The sequence below is a fragment of the Vibrio sp. PBL-C16 genome, from assembly GCF_034321865.1.
GTDB classification, from domain to species: Bacteria; Pseudomonadota; Gammaproteobacteria; order Enterobacterales; family Vibrionaceae; genus Vibrio; species Vibrio alginolyticus.
Genome location: NZ_JAXLNY010000001.1, coordinates 174,812 through 193,556, shown reverse-complemented (window position 1 = coordinate 193,556; position 18,745 = coordinate 174,812). Strand labels below are relative to the sequence as shown.

The 18,745-nt window shown below is 45.4% G+C and carries 13 protein-coding genes and 1 pseudogene; 4 read left to right on the top strand and 10 right to left on the bottom strand.

Going from position 1 to position 18,745, the window contains the following annotated elements; genetic code table 11:
* Positions 1–31 precede the first annotated feature (31 nt).
* From UQW94_RS00740 to UQW94_RS00705, 8 genes are all read right to left on the bottom strand, one after another.
* Entirely contained in the window at positions 32–1,333 is a 1,302-nt protein-coding gene (locus UQW94_RS00740) for a BatD family protein (protein ID WP_213871072.1), read from the bottom strand.
* Positions 1,330–3,060, bottom strand: a complete 1,731-nt coding sequence (locus UQW94_RS00735) for a vWA domain-containing protein (protein WP_322141910.1) — start codon at positions 3,058–3,060, stop codon at positions 1,330–1,332. Before UQW94_RS00735 ends, UQW94_RS00740 begins: the two co-directional genes overlap by 4 nt.
* Positions 3,053–4,123, bottom strand: coding sequence for a vWA domain-containing protein (locus UQW94_RS00730; protein WP_213915793.1), 1,071 nt, complete (start codon positions 4,121–4,123; stop codon positions 3,053–3,055). The genes UQW94_RS00735 and UQW94_RS00730 overlap by 8 nt, the downstream gene beginning before the upstream one ends.
* Entirely contained in the window at positions 4,116–4,694 is a 579-nt protein-coding gene (locus UQW94_RS00725; protein WP_213915794.1) for a DUF4381 domain-containing protein, read from the bottom strand. Before UQW94_RS00725 ends, UQW94_RS00730 begins: the two co-directional genes overlap by 8 nt.
* Positions 4,695–5,657, bottom strand: coding sequence for a DUF58 domain-containing protein (locus tag UQW94_RS00720; RefSeq protein ID WP_046875998.1), 963 nt, complete (start codon positions 5,655–5,657; stop codon positions 4,695–4,697). It abuts the gene before it with no gap.
* 12 nt (positions 5,658–5,669) lie between these two features.
* Positions 5,670–6,653, bottom strand: a complete 984-nt coding sequence (locus tag UQW94_RS00715; RefSeq protein WP_322141909.1) for a MoxR family ATPase — start codon at positions 6,651–6,653, stop codon at positions 5,670–5,672.
* Between the two features lie 85 nt (positions 6,654–6,738).
* Positions 6,739–8,040 (bottom strand): anaerobic sulfatase maturase, encoded by a 1,302-nt coding sequence (locus UQW94_RS00710; protein ID WP_285384821.1) that lies wholly within the window; start codon positions 8,038–8,040, stop codon positions 6,739–6,741.
* 106 nt (positions 8,041–8,146) lie between these two features.
* Complete coding sequence (locus tag UQW94_RS00705; protein WP_017635363.1) at positions 8,147–9,673, bottom strand: arylsulfatase; 1,527 nt, start codon at positions 9,671–9,673, stop codon at positions 8,147–8,149.
* A 140-nt stretch (positions 9,674–9,813) separates the two neighbouring features.
* Here UQW94_RS00705 and UQW94_RS00700 point away from each other — a divergent pair, with 140 nt between their 5' ends.
* Positions 9,814–10,671 carry a LysR family transcriptional regulator gene (locus UQW94_RS00700; RefSeq protein ID WP_025767859.1) on the top strand — a complete coding sequence of 286 codons (858 nt, stop codon included), beginning with the start codon at positions 9,814–9,816 and terminating at the stop codon, positions 10,669–10,671.
* Between the two features lie 135 nt (positions 10,672–10,806).
* On the opposite strand, the gene UQW94_RS00695 is transcribed toward UQW94_RS00700, so the two are convergent.
* Positions 10,807–12,354: an arylsulfatase gene (locus UQW94_RS00695; protein ID WP_005376560.1), complete on the bottom strand. Its 1,548-nt coding sequence runs from the start codon at positions 12,352–12,354 to the stop codon at positions 10,807–10,809.
* A gap of 306 nt (positions 12,355–12,660) precedes the next feature.
* Here UQW94_RS00695 and UQW94_RS00690 point away from each other — a divergent pair, with 306 nt between their 5' ends.
* From UQW94_RS00690 to UQW94_RS00680, 3 genes are all read left to right on the top strand, one after another.
* A complete protein-coding gene (locus UQW94_RS00690) occupies positions 12,661–13,047 on the top strand; it encodes a winged helix-turn-helix domain-containing protein (RefSeq protein ID WP_005376561.1) in 387 nt (128 codons plus the stop codon).
* A gap of 80 nt (positions 13,048–13,127) precedes the next feature.
* Positions 13,128–15,482 (top strand): fatty acid cis/trans isomerase, encoded by a 2,355-nt coding sequence (locus UQW94_RS00685; protein WP_213903293.1) that lies wholly within the window; start codon positions 13,128–13,130, stop codon positions 15,480–15,482.
* Positions 15,483–15,500: 18 nt separating this feature from the next.
* The gene (locus tag UQW94_RS00680) at positions 15,501–15,692 is read left to right on the top strand and encodes a hypothetical protein (protein WP_005376565.1); all 192 of its coding nucleotides are present in this window, start codon (positions 15,501–15,503) and stop codon (positions 15,690–15,692) included.
* Positions 15,693–15,742: 50 nt separating this feature from the next.
* Here the strand turns inward: UQW94_RS00680 and torS are convergent.
* Positions 15,743–18,707, bottom strand: a pseudogene (torS, locus tag UQW94_RS00675) (TMAO reductase system sensor histidine kinase/response regulator TorS).
* Positions 18,708–18,745: the final 38 nt, after the last annotated feature.

The window sequence follows — 18,745 nt, the reverse complement described above, 5'->3', positions numbered from 1 at the left end:
TAAAAACGAGGCGCTATATTAGCGCCCCGTTTTATTCATTGCCATCTCTTCCAATGACTTTGTCCAGTTCTGGTAACGCTCGCGGAATACGGAATTTAAAGCGTTTTTGTTTGGTCTGGACTTTGCGCCACATCGACTTCAGTAAATGAGCGCTATTTTCACCATTTTGCATTCGCGACGCACTTTTTTGCCACGATTCACTCGTATCGGCTTTGGTCATTTCTAGCTCGGCCGTATTTAAACGCAATTGTTTGTACAATATGGTCCTTGCTTCAGACCAACGTTTAGCCTTTAACAAACGGTGGAACGTCAGCCATGCTGGTGTCGGTCTGTTGCGGTAGTAACGTTTAATGGCTACCAATGAAATAATCACAAAACCCAGAAATACAAGCGTGGATACAATCCATGCAAAGTACGTTTTGATGAAGGATTTCAACGTGTGCTTCGCAGCAAATGTTTTGCCCTCTAACACCACCGTTTCCACTTGTTGAGTATTACTGTTCCACCAACGGAACTCATAATCTGGCAGGGTTAATTCACCACCTTGTTGAATCACGTACACACTCTCTTCTGTGCGTGTTGACTGGTAGTCACCACGTGTTTGCGTATCTGTAAGACGGTGCGGTTGAGGATACGCTTGGTAACGGGTTGTTGATTCTCCTTTCAACAAGTCTGGTAGCAACACAGATAGCGAATCATGAGCCAAAATGGTGATTTTACGCGTGATTGCATCCCCAACTTTGAGTGACTCAGTGGAGGTTTCCCACTCTTGTTTTACGTCTACGTGCGTTGCAGAAAACCAAGGCGTATCACCGCTCAACAATCCCGATGGCAAGACAGTTTTGAACTTAATCGGCTGCGTATAAAGTGTGCCTGACACCTTCTCGCCATCCGGCGCCGACACCTGAACGCCCACAGCGACAGGTGGAATCACAAAATCACCAGATGCTTGTGGATACAAAGTCACTTCCCAGCGTTGACGCGACCAAGTTTGTCCCTCTTTTTGCTCAGTAAAGTTGGTTGCTAGTTGATTACGCTGTTTGGCGATAACATTGGGTATTTCAATATTGCCAATTCTCGTACCACCCGTAAACCAACGCGGCGTTGCCACTTCGATGGTTAAAATAACTTGCTCATTGACGCTAAAACTTGGTGTTTTACGCTTCTCTCCAGCCGTTGGTTGTTTACCAACCCACGCTTGTAACTCAACACCATGCTCTCGTTGAACGTCACGAATATCTTGAGCCAACACACTACTGCTCAGGAGGAAACCGAAACAGATAACTAACCACAAGGGTAAAGCAAAGGGCGTAAAACGGTGGCTTTTCATCATTGCACCGCCTCCTCTGTATTTTCGTTCGCAGTAGAAGTTGATTCTCCGGTTTCTATTGAACGCAATTGAATCTGAAACTTCGCATTTAAGAAGTATTTAGGATCCGCTTCGACTCGCTTTAACCATTTGTCGGCTAATTCTTGGCTACCTAAGATGTCGTCTGCACTTAACGTCTCTTTAATCATCAACTCCGCTGACGTTTTTTCATCCGCCCCTTCTGCGGTTTGAGGGTTATCGCCTAGCTCGGTTGATGCTTCTTGCTCTGTTCCTGCCTGACTCTCACTCATCCGGTTGATGTCCTCTACAATACCACCAATCACTTTCAAGTTATGCTCAACATCCGGTCTTAGCCTCTCGCTCAACGTTGGCTTGTTGGCTAGGGATTTTAACAAGTCACGTGCAGCCAAATATTCACGCTGACGCGCCAATGCACTCGCCGCATTATAAAGACCGTAATCTCGAACCTCTTCGGACGGGTCGTTTTGCATTTCCAAAAAAGCGCTGTGCGCGAGCTCAAACTCGCTAGCGTAGTAGTACGCCGTGCCTTTGCGTAATGGATCGACAAAGTGTTTTGCAGCTTCTAAATACGCTTTTTGGTTGAACAAACGCTGTCCTTGTTGGTCTGGCGTCAGCCACAAATCCCACCACCATTGCGCCACCTTGTCGAAGGTCGTCACTTTTTGCACAACTTGTGGCTGCTCGGCTTTAACAGAAATGCTCTCCGCCATTGCACTGGTTGGCATCAATAACGTGCCGCTCACCATTACAATCACGCACCACTGCACTAACCACCCTTTTCTAAACCACAGCATCATGATCAGCGCGATTGGGAACAGAAGTTGATATCCCATGTCTTTCCAAGGCATTGAAGATTCGCCATTAAGCTGCATATTGCGCTCAACGTATCGGTTCAGTTGCTCGATATCACTGTTATCGACGGTCACTTCCACCAATCGACCGTTGGTCTGGCTGGCCAGTTTTTGTAGAGAATCCAAATCCATTGGGTTGTTACTCACAATGTCAGCGTTCCCTGCCGCAAGAATTAACAGTTGATAAGGTTTGCCCGAGAAATACGCTTGGTATTGCTCAATCGTGGCCGGGTTCACGCCGTCGCTCACCAACAGAACGGTGGAGCCGGGTTGACCTTGCAATTGTTGGTCAATTAACGGCAAGGCTTTTTCGGCAAGCTTACCTTGCACGGGCATAATCTCTGGCGTAATGGCCGCCAAAAATGGGTCAAATACTTTGCTGTCTTGAGTTATAGGCATCGCCACATGAGCACTGCCCGCGAACACGACTAAACCCGTTTTTCCGCCTTTTCGCGCGGCTAGCAAATCGCGTATTTTCTGTTTGGAACGCTCAAGGCGGCTTGGTGGGAGATCTTTTTGCAGCATCGAGTCACTGTTATCAAGCACCACAAGCATAGAGGCTTTATCTTCGCCAAAGGGAGAAGATTCTCGTTGCCACGTTGGGCCTGCACAAATCACAATGGCGATGAACACAATCAGCATCAAGAGCTTAAGCGGCAGTTGCTTACGCCAGCCTCGCTCACCTATCGTCAAAGCATTGCGTAAATGTTCGGGCAGAATATCCTTCCAGCTTGGCTTGCTTTGTTCTCGCCAGCGTAACCACACCAAGAAAAACATGGGTACCAAAGCCAGTAACCACAGTGGTCGAATAAAATGAAACTGCGTAAAGAATTGCGTCCAACTAAGAGAATCAAACATCGCTCTCTCCTAATGATGATCGTGTAACAGCCCTTCTTTTGAGTGTTGCGACGCTGAACGCTAGCAAATGCATGATGACCACTAACGCCATCAAGTAATGGTGAAGGCTTTGTTTTGGGCGGTATGTGGTGCTTTCGTAAAGTTGAGGTTCCAGTTTGCCAATTTCGTCGTAGGCAGCCGATAGTTCATCACGGTTGAGTGCTTCAAACGCTTCACCGCCGGATTCTTTCGCAATGCGATGAATCGTTTCCATATCCAACGCGGTTTCACCTATCGTTTCCGGATCGCCCATCGCAATGACGTGTACTCTCACGCCTTTGGCTTTCGCAACTTTCGCCGCATCAATCGGTTCAACAAAACTGCCCGTGTCGTTACCATCGGTTAATACAATCGCGACTTTTTCACGGTTTTGGTCTTGTTCTAAAGCACCACGCGACTTATCGCTTTGCTCAAAAACTTTAATCGCTAAGCCAATCGCATCACCAAGATGGGTACTCTGCCCTGCCATCGCCACATCGGTTTGGTTAAGCAGTTCGAGCCACACTTTTTGGTCTGCGGTAAATGGCGTTTGCACGAAAGCAGCATCACCAAAAAGCACCAAGCCTAATCGGTCACCTTTACGAGACTGAACAAACTCCGACAGCACTTCTTTTGCCGCATCAAGACGAGAAATTTTTTCGCCTGTACGTGAGGTGAAATCTGGCTCGGCCATGGAGCCCGAAAGATCCACCACCACCATCACATCGCGCCCTAAACTCTCGCGAACTTGAGGCTCGCCTAACACGGTGGGTTTTGCCATCGCACACACCACCAAAAGCCATGAGAGAATTAACGTTGCTCGTTGCCACCAACTCGGGGTCAACTGGCTTGCACCTTCTGATGGCGTCTCGCCAATCGCTTCCACCAGCTGACTAAAAAACGGCACTTTGATCGCCATTTGCTTAGTGCGATATGCAGGCACCAAGTAGTACACCACCAACGGCAAGGGCAAAACCAGAAACCACATTGGGTGAGCAAATTCAAAACCAGACAAACCAGTTATCGATGCAAGAAGATCATTCATGTTGACCTCCCTGATGTGCTTTGCGTTTCAATCGTGGTGATTTCTTTGCCGCGCTTTTTTGAGCATCACCACGGTGTTCACTCACCCAGTTTTTCGCACGAGCAATTAGCGTTACACGATCTTCGTTGGTTAGCGTAACCCTTGGGTCAACAATACTTTGTAGCCAGCGCTTTGAAAGCTCATCGTTAAAGACCACAAGCGAGTTTGCTTGAGAATCTTCGGTTTGCGGATACAGCGCATCGAGCTTGCGCAGAAAGGCGGTATCAAACAATTTCGCGTTGCGGCTATCAATATGAATCAGCACTACTTTAAGCACCGAGAACAATGCTTTAGGCATATCTTTGTTGCTCGATTTGATTTGCGAAATCGCCATTAGAGCCTCTTTTCGGTAACGATTATGCCACCATTGCCGAGCCAATCGATATACGACATACACCAATGCAATGAGCACAACCGCCGCTAAAATTTTCCAGCCAATAGTTTGCGGGTACCAACTCACGCTGGGTGGTACAGCCACATCATGCAGCTCTCTGAGTATGTAGGTACTCGGAGGCGTAGGAAGATCACTCATTTAACGCCCTCCTACCAGTTTTTGGAATTGTTTAATGTGCTCACCTGTCGTATCGAGTTCGATGTGCGGAAGGTGTTTCATCGCCATAAGTTGAGAGAGTGATTGACGCTGTAAGCTAGTTCGAGCCTCAAGCTTTGCGCTCGCAGCTTCTACCTTTGCTTTGCTGTCTAAATTGAGTTGATACTGCCCATCACCAACCACCCATTTCGATTTTGCCAAATCGTCTGGTAGCGCTTGTTCTAATGGGTCACTGACCATCACTGCAAGAACATCGTTGTGCTGTTGTAGCTGTTTAAGGTGATCAAGGTGGTGCTCCTCGCAGTCGCTCCAGTCGCTGATAAAAATCAAAGTGGATTGCTTGAGCTTCATGCGTTTAATAAGCTCAATCCATTGACTGAACGTTACTTTTTCGGAATTGCGGGAGTCCACATTGAGCGATTGATTGGCTTTAGCGAGACGTTTAAGTTGCGCCAGAAGATCGTTTTGCGAACGCTGTGCCTTGCTGTGAAACAACGCCTGCTGGGATGCGATGACAAAACCGACTCGGTCGCCATCTTTTAATACTCGCCACCCACACATCGCTGCGATCTCTGCCGCGACAACCGATTTCATTACTTGCGTCGAAGCAAAAAACATTGTGCTTCTCTGGTCGACACACACGATTACGTTGCGATCTTTTTCTTCTGTATAACTGCGTACGTGCGGCTTACCTGTACGCATCGTAACTTTCCAATCAAGGTTACGAATATCGTCACCCAATTGGTAATGGCGCAGCTCTTCGAAGTTCAATCCACGACCGCGAAACAACGAATTGTGTCGGCCAGAGAGTACACTACCCGCCTTTAGGTGAGGAAGTAAACTGAATGATTCTGCTTGTGCTTGAAGACGTACTAAACGAGCATAATCGCAGTACAAACGGGGATCCATCCCCTGTGATTTTGGCGCAAGAGTTGGCTTAGCCATAATGCCTCCCACTTACCCAATTTCTACACAATCTAGCAGCTCTTGTACGACTCGTTGCTGATCGACTCCGTCTGCTAGTGCATCGTAGGTCAAAGAAAAACGGTGGCCCAATACAGACGGAACCATGGCACGCACATCGTCAGGAGTAACGTGGTCACGTCCTTGCATCCACGCATACGCACGAGCGCATTTGTCGAGTGCGATAGAAGCACGAGGACTAGAGCCAATCTCAATCCATTTTGCTAAGTTTGAATCAGCATAACGCTCTGGCTTACGAGTCGCCATCACTAACGCAACGATGTAGTTTTCCACTAGGTCTGATACCACGATGTTTGGTAACTGACGGCGCGCTTCTAGCACCACGTCTGGCTCGATGTGTTTTGGCGTAATAATTTCGCTGCTGGTTTCCGCACCCAATTCTTCACTGCGCACCAAACGAATGATGTCACGTTCTGCGTCATCTTCTGGATAATCGACGGTAACCTTCATGATAAAGCGGTCCATTTGCGCTTCTGGCAGTGGGTACGTGCCCTCTTGCTCTACTGGGTTTTGCGTTGCAAGCACCATAAATAAGTCTGGCAATACGTGAGTTTTATCGCCTACTGTGATTGTGCCTTCGGCCATGGCTTCAAGCAGTGCCGCTTGTACTTTGGCAGGTGCACGGTTGACCTCATCAGCAAGTACAATGCTGTTAAAAATGGGCCCAGGTTGAAAGTGGAGTTGCGGCTTACCATCCAGCTCTTGATAAACCTCAGTACCCGTCACGTCAGATGGTAAAAGATCCGGCGTAAACTGGATTCGACCAAAACTGGTGTTTAACAAGTTCGCCAACGATTTTACGGAACGTGTTTTTGCCGTTCCCGGTAAACCTTCTAGCAGAATATGCCCATTTGTTAATAACCCGATGACTAAAGCTCGAACCACGTGGCTTTGTCCAATGACGCTTTTTTCTGTTTGTTCGATGAGTTCTTTTATCGCTTGTTGTGCGTGGTTCATAGGATACCTTTTCAATGGTTTAAGCCGTCTTTTCGATAGTTAAGTATAAGAACAAATGAAATAACTTAAGGTTATATTCACTATGTTATCTTTGCGGTTCTTGAGATTGGAGAAGTTGTGCAAGACCAACCAACATCGGTAACGCATAATCAAAGAACATTTTGATTCCCGAACACAAATAGTTTAGACCACTCTCACCATTCGGCGTTTTGATCAAACGGTTTTTTGGGCACTCACCCCAACAATAAGGCAAGTAAGGGCATTGCTTACAATACGTCGGCAATGAATCGCGTTTTGCCATGCCAAAAGTATATTGTCTTGTAGAGAAGGCCATTTCATTCAGTGAGTGTTCATGAATGTTGGCGAGTTTGTATTCTGGATACACATAGTGGTCGCAACTGAACACGTCGCCATTGTGCTCAATCGCCAACCCTTTGCCACAAAACTCCGCCGTCACGCAAAGCTGAGACGGTTTCCCCATTACTTGCGCCACCGCGGTTTCAAACAGATTAACCAGCACACGGCCAAGATCGTTATTCACCCACTCTTCAAAGGTCGCCATTAAAAAGCGTCCCCAGTCTTCAGGATCGACTGACCAATCCGTTACAATCGACATTGGATGCCCCGGTTTAGCCAGATCACTGCCTTTGGTTGGGATCATCTGTTCGTTCCAAAACTGCGGCGCGGTTGTTTGGAAGTTGTTGGCTTCTACCACCGGCGCAAACTGAATATAAGTCACACCCAATTCTTGGGTTAAAAATCGATATACTTCGAGCGGGTATTTCGCATTGTGACGATTCACCGTGACCAACGCGTTGAATTTCACGCCATGCGCTTTGAGCTTATCTACCGCTTTCATCACGAGATCAAACGTTGGCTTACCGCTGCGGGCTTTGCGATATTTGTCGTGCAGCTCTCGTGGTCCATCAATCGACAAGCCAACTAGGAAGTTGTGCTCTTTTAAAAACGCACACCACTCATCGTTTAGCAAAATGCCGTTGGTCTGAAGGTCGTTTTCAATGCGAACGCCTTTCGGCTGATATTTCTTTTGCAAAGCTACGACATTGCGGAAATAGTCCAACCCAAGCAGCGTCGGTTCCCCGCCCTGCCATGAGAATACAATTTCTTCGCCATCCTGACTTTCGATATAGCTTTTCACGAACGCTTCCAGTGTTGCGTCGTCCATTTTTGGCTGCTTTTCTTGGTGCAGTAGATTTTCTTTATGCAGATAAAAGCAGTACTGACAATCGATGTTGCACTTTGCTCCGCCTGGCTTTGCCATCACATGGAATCGACGGTCATACGCGCCCAGAACAGGCGCTTTAGACGCCGTTTTAAGAGGAACAATAGGCATAGTAGTAGAATGGCGAGGGGAAATCTTACTCATACGTTTCTCACTATTACATATACCCAAATAACCTCGTGAGCGCTGTGCAGCAAAAGTGAAGCTATTTGGGTATATAGCGCTCCAAAAAGCGCTATATAATCTTAATTTACTTAGAAGACTTAGGTACGAACGAACCTGCTTCCATACGAGGAGGGAATTCTTTGAATGTACCCATCACCTCTTTCACTGTATCCATTGCTGGCATCATTAAGAATGAACGCTCGTACATCCAACGAGAATAACCCATGCCTTGATCGCCTCGTTCAAATGGATCAATGCTCAAGTCAAAGATCAGTGGCACACGAAGTTTAGTGAACGGCTTACGCCATACATCCATACCCGTTTCATTCTCTTGAATCATAAAGTGGAACTTGTACTTTCCTTGGCGCAATGCCACAAGATCGCCGTCGTCGCTCCAGTAAACGAACTCATTTCGTGCGGATTTGTCTGACTTACCCGTTAAATATGGCAATTGGTTGTAACCGTCTAGGTGAACTTTGTAGTCCATATCACCAACTTTTTTGCCTTTTAGTAGTTCGTCTTTAACTTTGGTATCACCTGCCGCAGCAACTAGTGTCGGGAAAAAGTCCTCTAATGACATCATGCCGTTGAATGTTTTACCTGCCTCAATTTTTCCAGGCCATTTAATCAACATTGGCACACGGAAACTCCCTTCCCAGCCAGTGTTTTTCTCTGAGCGGAACGGTGTCATCCCTGCATCCGGCCACAAATCAACCATAGGACCGTTGTCAGTGGTGTAAACAATGATTGTATTGTCATCCACACCTAACTCTTTGATCTTGTTAAGTAGCTGACCGATTTGGTCATCGTGCTGCTTAACACCATCCGCGTAGAAACCGGCACCTGTTTTACCTTGGTATTCTTCAGGAACATGTGTGAAGTTGTGCATGCGAGTGGTGTTAAACCAAGTAAAGAACGGCTTGTCCGCTTTTACTTGTTTTTCTATGAAGCTTTCTGCGGCATCAAGAAACTCACCATCAACATTTTCCATACGCTTACGCGTAAGTGGACCGGTATCTTCGATTTTGCCGTCAGCGTAAGAATGGATAACGCCACGAGGGCCAAATTTCTTCTTGAACTCCGGATCTTTAGGGTAATCCACGTTCTCTGGCTCTTCTTCTGCGTTCAAGTGGTATAGGTTGCCGAAGAATTCATCAAAACCGTGGTTGGTAGGAAGATGCTCGTCTCGGTCACCTAAATGGTTCTTACCAAATTGTCCGGTTGCGTAACCCATTTGCTTAAGCACGGTTGCAATCGTCGGATCTTTTTCCGAGATACCTTCCGGAGCGCCTGGTAAGCCCACTTTTGATAGACCTGTACGTTTTGGCATTTGACCAGTGATGAATGCAGAACGGCCTGCTGTCGAGCTTTGCTGTGCGTAGAAGTTAGTGAACTTCGCACCCTCTTTAGCAATGCTATCGATGTTTGGCGTGTTGTACGCCATCATGCCTTGGTTGTAGGTACTAAGGTTCCAGTAACCAACATCATCACCAAAGATGACAAGAATGTTGGGTTTGTCCGCTGCATGTGCAACTGCAGATGCAGCGCCCAAAGCTAACGTACATGCGTTAAGTACGAGTTTTTTACTGCTCGTTTTGGTCGCATTTTTCATATTATCTCCAAGAGTTCGCTAGTGCGTAGAAATGGTATTCGCTTTTCAATACCATTGTTGATATAAGATAAAGCACTAATTTCAGGCGATAAATGCAGTCAAAATTAGTTAACCTATAAATTAAATTTATGAGTGACGTTATGGACTTGAATTTGATCCAAACTTTTCTTGTTGTTGCGGAGTTTCAATCTTATACAAAAGCCGCGGAACAATTAGGGCTTACACAACCTGCTGTGAGCGCTGCAATAAAGCGTTTAGAGCAAGTCGTAGATAAGCAATTATTCGTTAAAAAAGGACGAGGGATCGCACTAACCTCCACCGCTTATCAATTACTGCCGCAATTCCAGCAAGCGGTTAATATTATTGACAATGCGATATCTGATAAAAATCATTTTGAAGTGTGTTGTTCGGAAATTTTGTTGCACATTATGGACCCGATAAAGAACACTATTTTTTATGAATCACCACCCGAAAAATTCCTATTATTTGAGCTGTTAAGACAACAAAAAGTCGATCTAGTAATCGATACGGTGATCACAAAAGATGCAGCGTTTATTATTGAAGATGCCTATGAGGAAGAAGCCGTGGTTATCTGTCGTGAGAACCATCCCCGTGTACACGGCACGCTCACAAAAGAGCAATTTTATGAGGAAACTCACTGTTTATTTTCAGGAAAATGGAACAACATGTCGGGGTTCGAGCAACTAGCAAAGGAAACTATTCAAGAAAGAAAAGTCGACTTGATCACATCTTCGCTAGCGGGCATGGCGCTGTATGTCGCCCAAAGAGACAGTTTAGGGATCGTGTCTCAATCTTTTGCAAACAAGTGGAGCAAAGCGCTCAAACTTCAAATTTTGCCCTGCCCCATTTCGATACGCTCTATCCCTTACAAGTTCGTCTACCATAAGCGAGAGGTAAACAACCCAGCCCACATCGCTCTACGTGAAAAAATCAAAGCCAACTTAACGGCAGCCCACTACGAACCAATTTGTTTATAACTCTTGTCAATTGAAGCGTTAGGCGTTTTCGTCATCAAGCTTTCTACAAACCTGAATAGATAGAATTTTACAGATAAAAAAAGAGGCTCACGTTAATGAGCCTCTTTCTAGATGTGATACTTCACTTAGCTTTTCCTACTTATTTGGGTTCTCTTTTAGTTTCTCCATCACTTGATCGAGCGAGAAGCTTGCTGCTTTTTGCCTTGGTGGGAACTCTTTAAACGTTTCAAGGAATCTGCCTACGTAAGCTTGCGCAGGAACAAGCATGTAAGCACGGTCTAGCATCCAATCGTAGTAAGTGTTAGAAGTGATATCAGCCACTTCGTAAGGATCCATACGCAAGTTGAAGATCTTAGGAACACGAAGTGTGGTGAATGGTTCAGCCCAAATACGCAACGTGCCTTTTGCTCGTTGCTCCATAAAGACCAGCTTCCATTTGTTATAGCGAAGTGCAGTTAAGTCTCCATCATCTGAGAAGTAAAAAATTTCTTCTCGTGGGGCCTTATCCTCTTTACCAGTCAAATATGGTAGGAAGTTATAGCCGTCTAGGTGAACTTTGAATTTCTTACCATTCGCACTATAACCTTTGAGCAATTTCTCTTTGATATTGTCATCACCCGCGGCAGCAACGAACGTTGGCATCCAGTCCATGTGATGCATGATATCATTCGAAACAGAGCCAGCTTTAATTTTACCCGGCCAACGTACCATCGCAGGAACTCGGTACGCACCTTCCCAGTTGGTATTTTTCTCTCCACGGAATGGCGTTGTACCTGCATCTGGCCACGAGTTCATGTGTGGGCCATTATCGGTGGAGTAAAAGACGATTGTGTTGTCTTTAATACCCAAATCATCCACTTTTTTCAGTAGCTGACCTACATGGTTATCATGCTCGACCATACCATCTGCATACTCGCTGATACCTGTTTTTCCAGAGTTCTCTTCTTTCACATGAGTACGGAAGTGCATACGAGTTGCGTTCCACCAGACAAAGAAAGGTTTTTCAGCCTTGACGGCACGATCCATAAAGTCGAGTGCCGCATCTAACGTCTCTTCATCCACGGTTTCCATGCGCTTGCGAGTTAGAGGTCCTGTATCCTCAATTTTGCCATCAGCGTACGAACGGATAACGCCGCGCGGACCGAACTTTTTACGAAACTCAGGATCTTTAGGATAATCGACGTTTTCTGGCTCCTCCTCGGCGTTCAAGTGATAAAGGTTGCCAAAAAATTCATCGAAGCCGTGATTAGTAGGAAGGTGCTCATCTTTATCACCTAAGTGGTTTTTACCAAATTGCCCTGTCATATAGCCCATCGGCTTCAGCATTTCGGCAATGGTTGCGTCCTCTTCCTTCAAGCCAAGATCAGCACCTGGAAGCCCCACTTTACTCAAACCTGTTCTAAGAACGGTTTGGCCCGTAATGAAAGTAGAACGGCCCGCTGTACAAGATTGCTCACCGTAATAGTCAGTGAACATCATGCCTTCTTTGGCGATACTATCTATATTTGGTGTTTTGTACCCCATCAAGCCAAACGTGTAAGCACTGAGATTGGACTGGCCAATATCATCACCCCAAATGACGAGAATATTTGGTTTCTCTGCTGCGATACTGCTACTTGTCGCACCGATTAAAGCGGCGGCAAGAATCGCTAATCGGCGTTTAACGCCATATTTCGCTGTCATATAAACCTCTGTGTGTATTAGAAAAGTGCTTCCTGCAACAGAATGTATAGTTCACAAATAGCGGATAAGCGAATTTACTAAATGAGAATTCTTTCTATCTTTGCCTAACATTACACCGTTATTTGTAGCTAATACGCACTCCAATAGCACTTTAGTTCAGAGCGCCATCGCACCATTCATCACTACTGGTAATCTCAAGTATTAAGATTGTCTACGCATATCACAGTGCTCATAAAGTACCTGATTGCTTTTACATAAATATTAATGATAATACGTTTTACTACTATTAATAATTAAGGTACCCGTGTGCTTGACTCCAAGGTTTCAAATGGAAAAACTTCCCAATGCCAACACAACGGCGTTCACCATAATGATGAGGAGCTATTACTAGATAAGCGCACTCACTCTGTGGTACTCAATTACTTGCCAAACAAGAAATCTGTTCAGTTAACAAGCATTCAATTTAAGCTGCTGCAAACTCTCACTCACCATCAAGATCAAGTACTTAGTAAGCATTTTCTTTACGAAACAGTACTAAAACGTGAATTTACTGAACATGATCGAGCACTCGATATGCACATGAGCAGAATGAGAAAGCGTCTAGTTCACGAAGGCGTTCCGACAGACAGAATTCAGACAGTCCACCGCCAGGGTTACATTTTCAAGCGCTCAGACAATCAACAGAAAAATTAACGCTAATTGACCCAACTTTTGGTAATTGACCGCTTATTTTGCTTTAATTAATGCAAATTCTAATCACGTAAAATAACTCAATGAATTTGCGCTTAATTTTTACACTTTGCATTGCTACTTTGTTTGCCGGCTGTGCAACCTATGCTGGTCTTAACTATGATCAACTGTTTGGTCCACAGCTCGTGCGTGAACGCACTGTTGACGTGGAAACCCCTCAAGCAAACTTCTTCCAAAGCGAAGTTAAACCCATTATGGATAACCGCTGTGTCGTCTGCCACGCGTGCTACGATGCACCATGTCAGCTTAAGCTCACTTCTGTTGAGGGCATTGACCGTGGTGCGAGTAAAGCACTGGTATATGAAGGAACAAGACTCACAGCCGCAGCACCAACACGCTTATTCGAAGATGCAGAAACAACCCAAGAGTGGCGCGATGCGGGTTTTCATCCGGTTCTCAACGAACGTGATCAAAGCATGGCAGCCAACATTGACGCAGGCCTTATCGCACGTTTGCTACAGCAAAAAGAGCGCCACCCATTGCCTGACCAAGTCCAGTTAGAAGGCTTTGACTTTTCGATAGACCGAGAGCAAACCTGTCCAACGATTGAAGAATACGAGCAATACGAAAAGGATAACCCAACCTGGGGCATGCCTTTTGGTATGCCAAATCTATCAAACAGTGAATACCACACACTCATGACTTGGTTGGAAAACGGCGCAATAATGAACGTTCACCAACCTGTTAGTGAGAATGAGCAAGCGCAAATAGATAAGTACGAAGCATTACTTAACTACTCTGATTTGAAAAATCAGCTGATGGCTAGGTATATATATGAGCATTTGTTTTTATCTCATCTCTACTTTTCGGAACTCGATGAAGATCCCCGATTCTTCACGCTCGTCCGCTCTGCTACACCACCAGGACAGCCCGTCAAACGTATTTCAACGCGTCGCCCGTACGATGATCCAGGGGTTGAACGTGTGTTTTATCGAATTATTCCAGAGCAAGGGACCATAGTAGATAAAACTCACATGCCATTCGCGTTAAACAAGCAACGCATAGAGAACTGGAAAACTTGGTTTATTGATGCTGATTACATGGTTAGTCAGCTACCGAGTTATGAACCAGAAGTTGCTGCAAACCCGATGACATCATTCATCGACCTTCCAGTGAAGTCGCGCTTTAAGTTCATGCTAGATAATGCACAAAATACAATAATGGCATACATCAAAGGCCCAGTTTGTCGTGGCCAACTGGCATTGAATGTTATCAATGATCGCTTTTGGGTGTTTTTCCTTGATCCAGATAAAGCAGACATCCCAGAAGTAAATGAGTTTTACCGATCTCAGGCTGATAACCTAAAACTACCGGCAGAACAAGAAAGTAACACGCTACCTGTTACCAACTGGGTCAAGTACGCGCGTCAACAAGCTCGCTACCTAGAGGCTAAATCTGAGTTCACTAATAACTGGTTTAAAGAAGGTGAAAACCTATCCACCGATGTAATTTGGGACGGTAATGGCACCAACCATAATGCGGCATTAACGATATTCCGCCATTTTGATAGTGCTTCTGTTGTTCAAGGGTTAGTTGGTGAGCAGCCTAAAACAGTGTGGATTCTTGACTACGCGTTACTAGAGCGTATCCACTATTTGCTTGTTGCTGGGTTTGACGTTTACGGTAACTTCGGCCATCAGCTCATGACACGAATGTTTATGGACTTCTTGCGTCTAGAAGGCGAAAGTAACTTTATCTCGTTGTTACCCGCCGATATGCGCCATGAACTGCAATCTAGCTGGTATAAAGATCAAAGCCCGCAGTTGAGTGACTTTTTACAACGAAATGTGAAGCCGTTTAACCAACCAACCAGCGTTCAGTATAAGAGTGACGATCCAAAAACGGAGTTGGTGGAGTTGTTGAGCGAACATGTTTCAGATGTGCTTCTGCCTCGCTACGAAATTCAAGACACGGCTCTTTCTGCGAGTAGTGAAAAGCAACTAAAACGTATTGACCACGTTCGTGGTGAAGGCCTAAAAACCGTTCCGCAAATCACTATGCTTATGGTGAGAAGTCAATCAGGGGAAGATGAACTGTTCACCTTACTTCACAACAATGCACACACAAACATCTCTAGCTTGTTTGATGAAGAAAGTAACCGTGACTTTGCTAACGATGATATGACCATTGTACGCGGCGTTGTGGGAAGCTACCCTGCGGCATTTTTCTCGATCAACGAAAACCAAGTAAAAGATTTTGTCGATCAATTTAGTGCCATCCAAAACGAGTCCGATTACGTTAAGTTATTGGATAATTTTGCGATTCGTAGAAGCTCAGAAAAATTCTGGTCATTTAGCGATCGTTTACACAATTGGTACCGTACAAAACAACCGATCGAATTTGGATTACTTGACTATAATCGTTTTGAGAATCGATGATGATTTAAGGGGGTTCTCATGGGTATCCGAGATAACATTGCCGCTCTTGAACAACAGATTTACGTTGCTTGTTCTGAGGGAGACTACGAAACGGTCAATATGCTTGAGCATCAACTCGAATACTTACGTGGCAAAGTGGAACATCCTTTTGATGATGATCCTTATGCCCTAGACACTCGATTCGAGTGGGAAGATGACATGACCGAATAGAAAAAACCTCCGGAAAGCCGGAGGTTTTTTTATTTTCAATGCTCGATGGATTACTTCGCCATTAACTCATCCAGAGCTTGAATTGATGCAGACACTTGAGAAACTAAATCATCTTTAGTCGCATTATAGGTATCTAGAGGTTGAGGCGCGGCTTCAATTGCTTGGCAAGCGTTCATTAACGCAGTTAGTCCTAAACTTCCTGCACTGCCCTTTAATTTATGGGCAAGGTTCTTTACTTCTTTACTATCATTGTCCTCAGCAGACGCTTGCAGCTTGCTTAATACATCGGTGCTGGTGGCTCTAAACAGATTAATAATGTGCAACATCTTATCTCTGCCCAAGATTTTCATATCGGACTCAATCACGCTCGGATTAATGATAACCACATCGGGTTCCTTTATTTTAGGTGCTTGAACGATCTTTGATTGTAGCTCTTGTTCTTGAGGCGAAATTTGATCAAACGGGGTACAGTCGGCATTTTGTGGCAACAACAACGGCTTTCCGTCTAGCGCATCCTGAATCAATGCCGCGAGTGCCTCTTTTGCCAATGGCTTAGGCAAGTATCCGTCAAAACCAGCGGCTAGATAGCGCTCAACTTCTTCCGCAAAAACGTGCGCAGACACTGCAATCATTGGCGTGACGGCAAGCGCTTTATTGGCCGGCTTATCACACTCAATCCGCTTTAAGCGTTGGATCAACTCAGTTCCATCACAATCAGGGAGGTTGATGTCGACTAAAGCGATATCAAAATCCTGTGTGCTGATCAGTTGCTCTGCTTGTGAGCCGTTTTCCGCCATTACGACTTGATGCCCCATGCTTTCTAGAAAGCCTTCCGCGACCACTCGGTTGACTTCATTATCTTCTACCAGTAAGACCTTTGCTTTCACTTTGCAACGTGCGGTTGCCACGGTTCCTGTTTCAACAGGTTCGCTTTCCTCTAACGGAATAGAGAACCAGAATCGGCTACCATTTCCCTCTTCGGAATCGACTTCTAAAACACCGCCCATCGCTTCAATGATTCGCTTACTGATGGCAAGTCCAAGCCCCGTACCTCCAGTTTGGCTCATCCCACCTTCAGCTTGCGTGAAGGCATCAAACAACGTTCTCTGGTATTTTTTGGCAATTCCTATTCCAGTGTCTGATACTTCAAACAGGACTTGCGACTCGTCCTCAGGGTTCAGGCTAACGTAGATATCAATTTCTCCTTCGTCAGTGAACTTAATCGCGTTACCAACAAGATTGTTCAGCACCTGACTGATTCTGGTGACATCCCCTTTCCAGTAGCGACTAACATCACTTTCAATATGGTAGGAGAACAGCAGCTTCTTCTCTTGTGCTCGACTGTTCATTAACTGGAAAGTGTCCTCCACCATTTGGTGTAAATCGAAGCCCATGTGACGAATTTCTAAATGCCCCGCTTCAATCTTGGAGTAATCCAGTACATCATTAAGGATCGCGAGCAACGTTTTACCACTACGATTAATGATTTCCGCATAACGCTTTTGAATTGGGTTGAGGCCTGAGTCAATCAGCAAGCGTGCTGTCCCCAACACTCCGTTCATTGGCGTTCTTATCTCATGGCTCATCGTCGCCAAGAATGCCGATTTTGCTCGGCTCGCTTGCTCTGCTTGCTTGCGAGCTTTAGCGTGATTCAAAACCTCTTCATTCAAACGGCGGTTGGCTTGTTTTAACTGCGAAGTGCGTTGCTCAACAAGCTCTTCTAAATGCTCTTTATGCTCCTCAAGCTCTCGCTTGGCTTGAGCTTCACCCTCTGCTACCACTTTTAGTGCTTGCGCGGTATTACGAGCCGTGATGATGGCCTGCCCCATATGCGCCAACTCATCTTTGCCTTTCACTTCCAACTCAACCGCTAAGTTACCCTGTGCCACAGACAGCAACGCAGCGGAATATTCCGCTAACCGCTTCACAACAGAAAGGTACACCACACGCCATAAAATCAGCACCAATACAATCAAACCAACAATTGAAATAACGGTTAGAGACCACTGAGCGAATTTCAATGTGCTGGTCAATTGGTCTACAGCGACGGTAGTGGTTTTGTTTGAATCATCAACCAATTTGTTGACCGTGCCATTAAGCTCTGAGAACAACTCTAATGTCTTTTGCATCAGCTGTTGTGACTGTTCGTTATTCTCGTATTGCTGCATCAGTATAGAAAATACGACCTGACGCTTACCAAGCTCTATGAGCAGTTGGCTCATTTGCTTAGAGCGCGTAGGATCTTCCACAGCGAGTACACGGCGTTGCATGATTTTGAGGTTGCTATCGAAATCACTTTGAACCTGTTGAATTCGCTCAATATTCGTTAATGTCCGAGCCTCTTCAATCTGATTCAACATTTTAAAGGCCAACAAGTGCAGTTCATGCAATCGCTCAGTCAAATCAGAGATCGACCTCCACCAGTGCATCTAGCGCCTGATAAACTTGCGATTTTTTATTCGATTCTAATAAGTCATAAATATGCGTGACGTTAGCAACAGCAATGGTGCTTGTATTCTGAACTTGCGTACGAGTTAGTTGTTCTAGCTCTTCACTGAGCAGACGCATTTCTTCAACACGAGTATCTATCTCTTTTGCAAGCCACAGCTTTTTTTCAACCGAAACACCGAGTTCTGCCAAATTGTCGATAACGTTCTGGACGTTATTCTCTAAAGCTTCTAACAATTGAGAATCGAACGACTCACTCCCGAGCTCCTTGATGTGAGTGAGTAAAGACTCGAGCTGTTCGAACAGCACTCGCCCTGACTCCTTTCTTTCCTGCTCGTTTCTTGCGTTCGACAACATTTGTACAGACGAAATAATACGAGTACTCAACTCAGAGACTTGTCTCGCCTCAATCATGGCGGGAATCGCAGAATCCACGACATTTCTTTCGGTTTTGGCAACCAAAGAAAATCCAGACACACCAATAAGTGCCGATAACATGACCAGTATTGCCATCGCAATGAAAGACAACAAAAGTTTACGACCGATGCTTGCAGTTGCTAGCAGCATATTTTCATGACCTTAATGTTCGTGTTCAGCGACATATT

What these genes read in the sequence shown, in the direction of transcription:
- UQW94_RS00735 (WP_322141910.1), bottom strand. Translation starts at nt 3,060, where the DNA reads ATGTTTGATTCTCTTAGTTGGACGCAATTCTTTACGCAGTTTCATTTT.
- UQW94_RS00685 (WP_213903293.1), top strand. Translation starts at nt 13,128, where the DNA reads ATGAATTTGCGCTTAATTTTTACACTTTGCATTGCTACTTTGTTTGCC.
- UQW94_RS00700 (WP_025767859.1), top strand. Translation starts at nt 9,814, where the DNA reads ATGGACTTGAATTTGATCCAAACTTTTCTTGTTGTTGCGGAGTTTCAA.
- UQW94_RS00740 (WP_213871072.1), bottom strand. Translation starts at nt 1,333, where the DNA reads ATGATGAAAAGCCACCGTTTTACGCCCTTTGCTTTACCCTTGTGGTTA.
- UQW94_RS00720 (WP_046875998.1), bottom strand. Translation starts at nt 5,657, where the DNA reads ATGGCTAAGCCAACTCTTGCGCCAAAATCACAGGGGATGGATCCCCGT.
- UQW94_RS00715 (WP_322141909.1), bottom strand. Translation starts at nt 6,653, where the DNA reads ATGAACCACGCACAACAAGCGATAAAAGAACTCATCGAACAAACAGAA.
- UQW94_RS00730 (WP_213915793.1), bottom strand. Translation starts at nt 4,123, where the DNA reads ATGAATGATCTTCTTGCATCGATAACTGGTTTGTCTGGTTTTGAATTT.
- UQW94_RS00710 (WP_285384821.1), bottom strand. Translation starts at nt 8,040, where the DNA reads ATGAGTAAGATTTCCCCTCGCCATTCTACTACTATGCCTATTGTTCCT.
- UQW94_RS00695 (WP_005376560.1), bottom strand. Translation starts at nt 12,354, where the DNA reads ATGACAGCGAAATATGGCGTTAAACGCCGATTAGCGATTCTTGCCGCC.
- UQW94_RS00680 (WP_005376565.1), top strand. Translation starts at nt 15,501, where the DNA reads ATGGGTATCCGAGATAACATTGCCGCTCTTGAACAACAGATTTACGTT.
- UQW94_RS00705 (WP_017635363.1), bottom strand. Translation starts at nt 9,673, where the DNA reads ATGAAAAATGCGACCAAAACGAGCAGTAAAAAACTCGTACTTAACGCA.
- UQW94_RS00725 (WP_213915794.1), bottom strand. Translation starts at nt 4,694, where the DNA reads ATGAGTGATCTTCCTACGCCTCCGAGTACCTACATACTCAGAGAGCTG.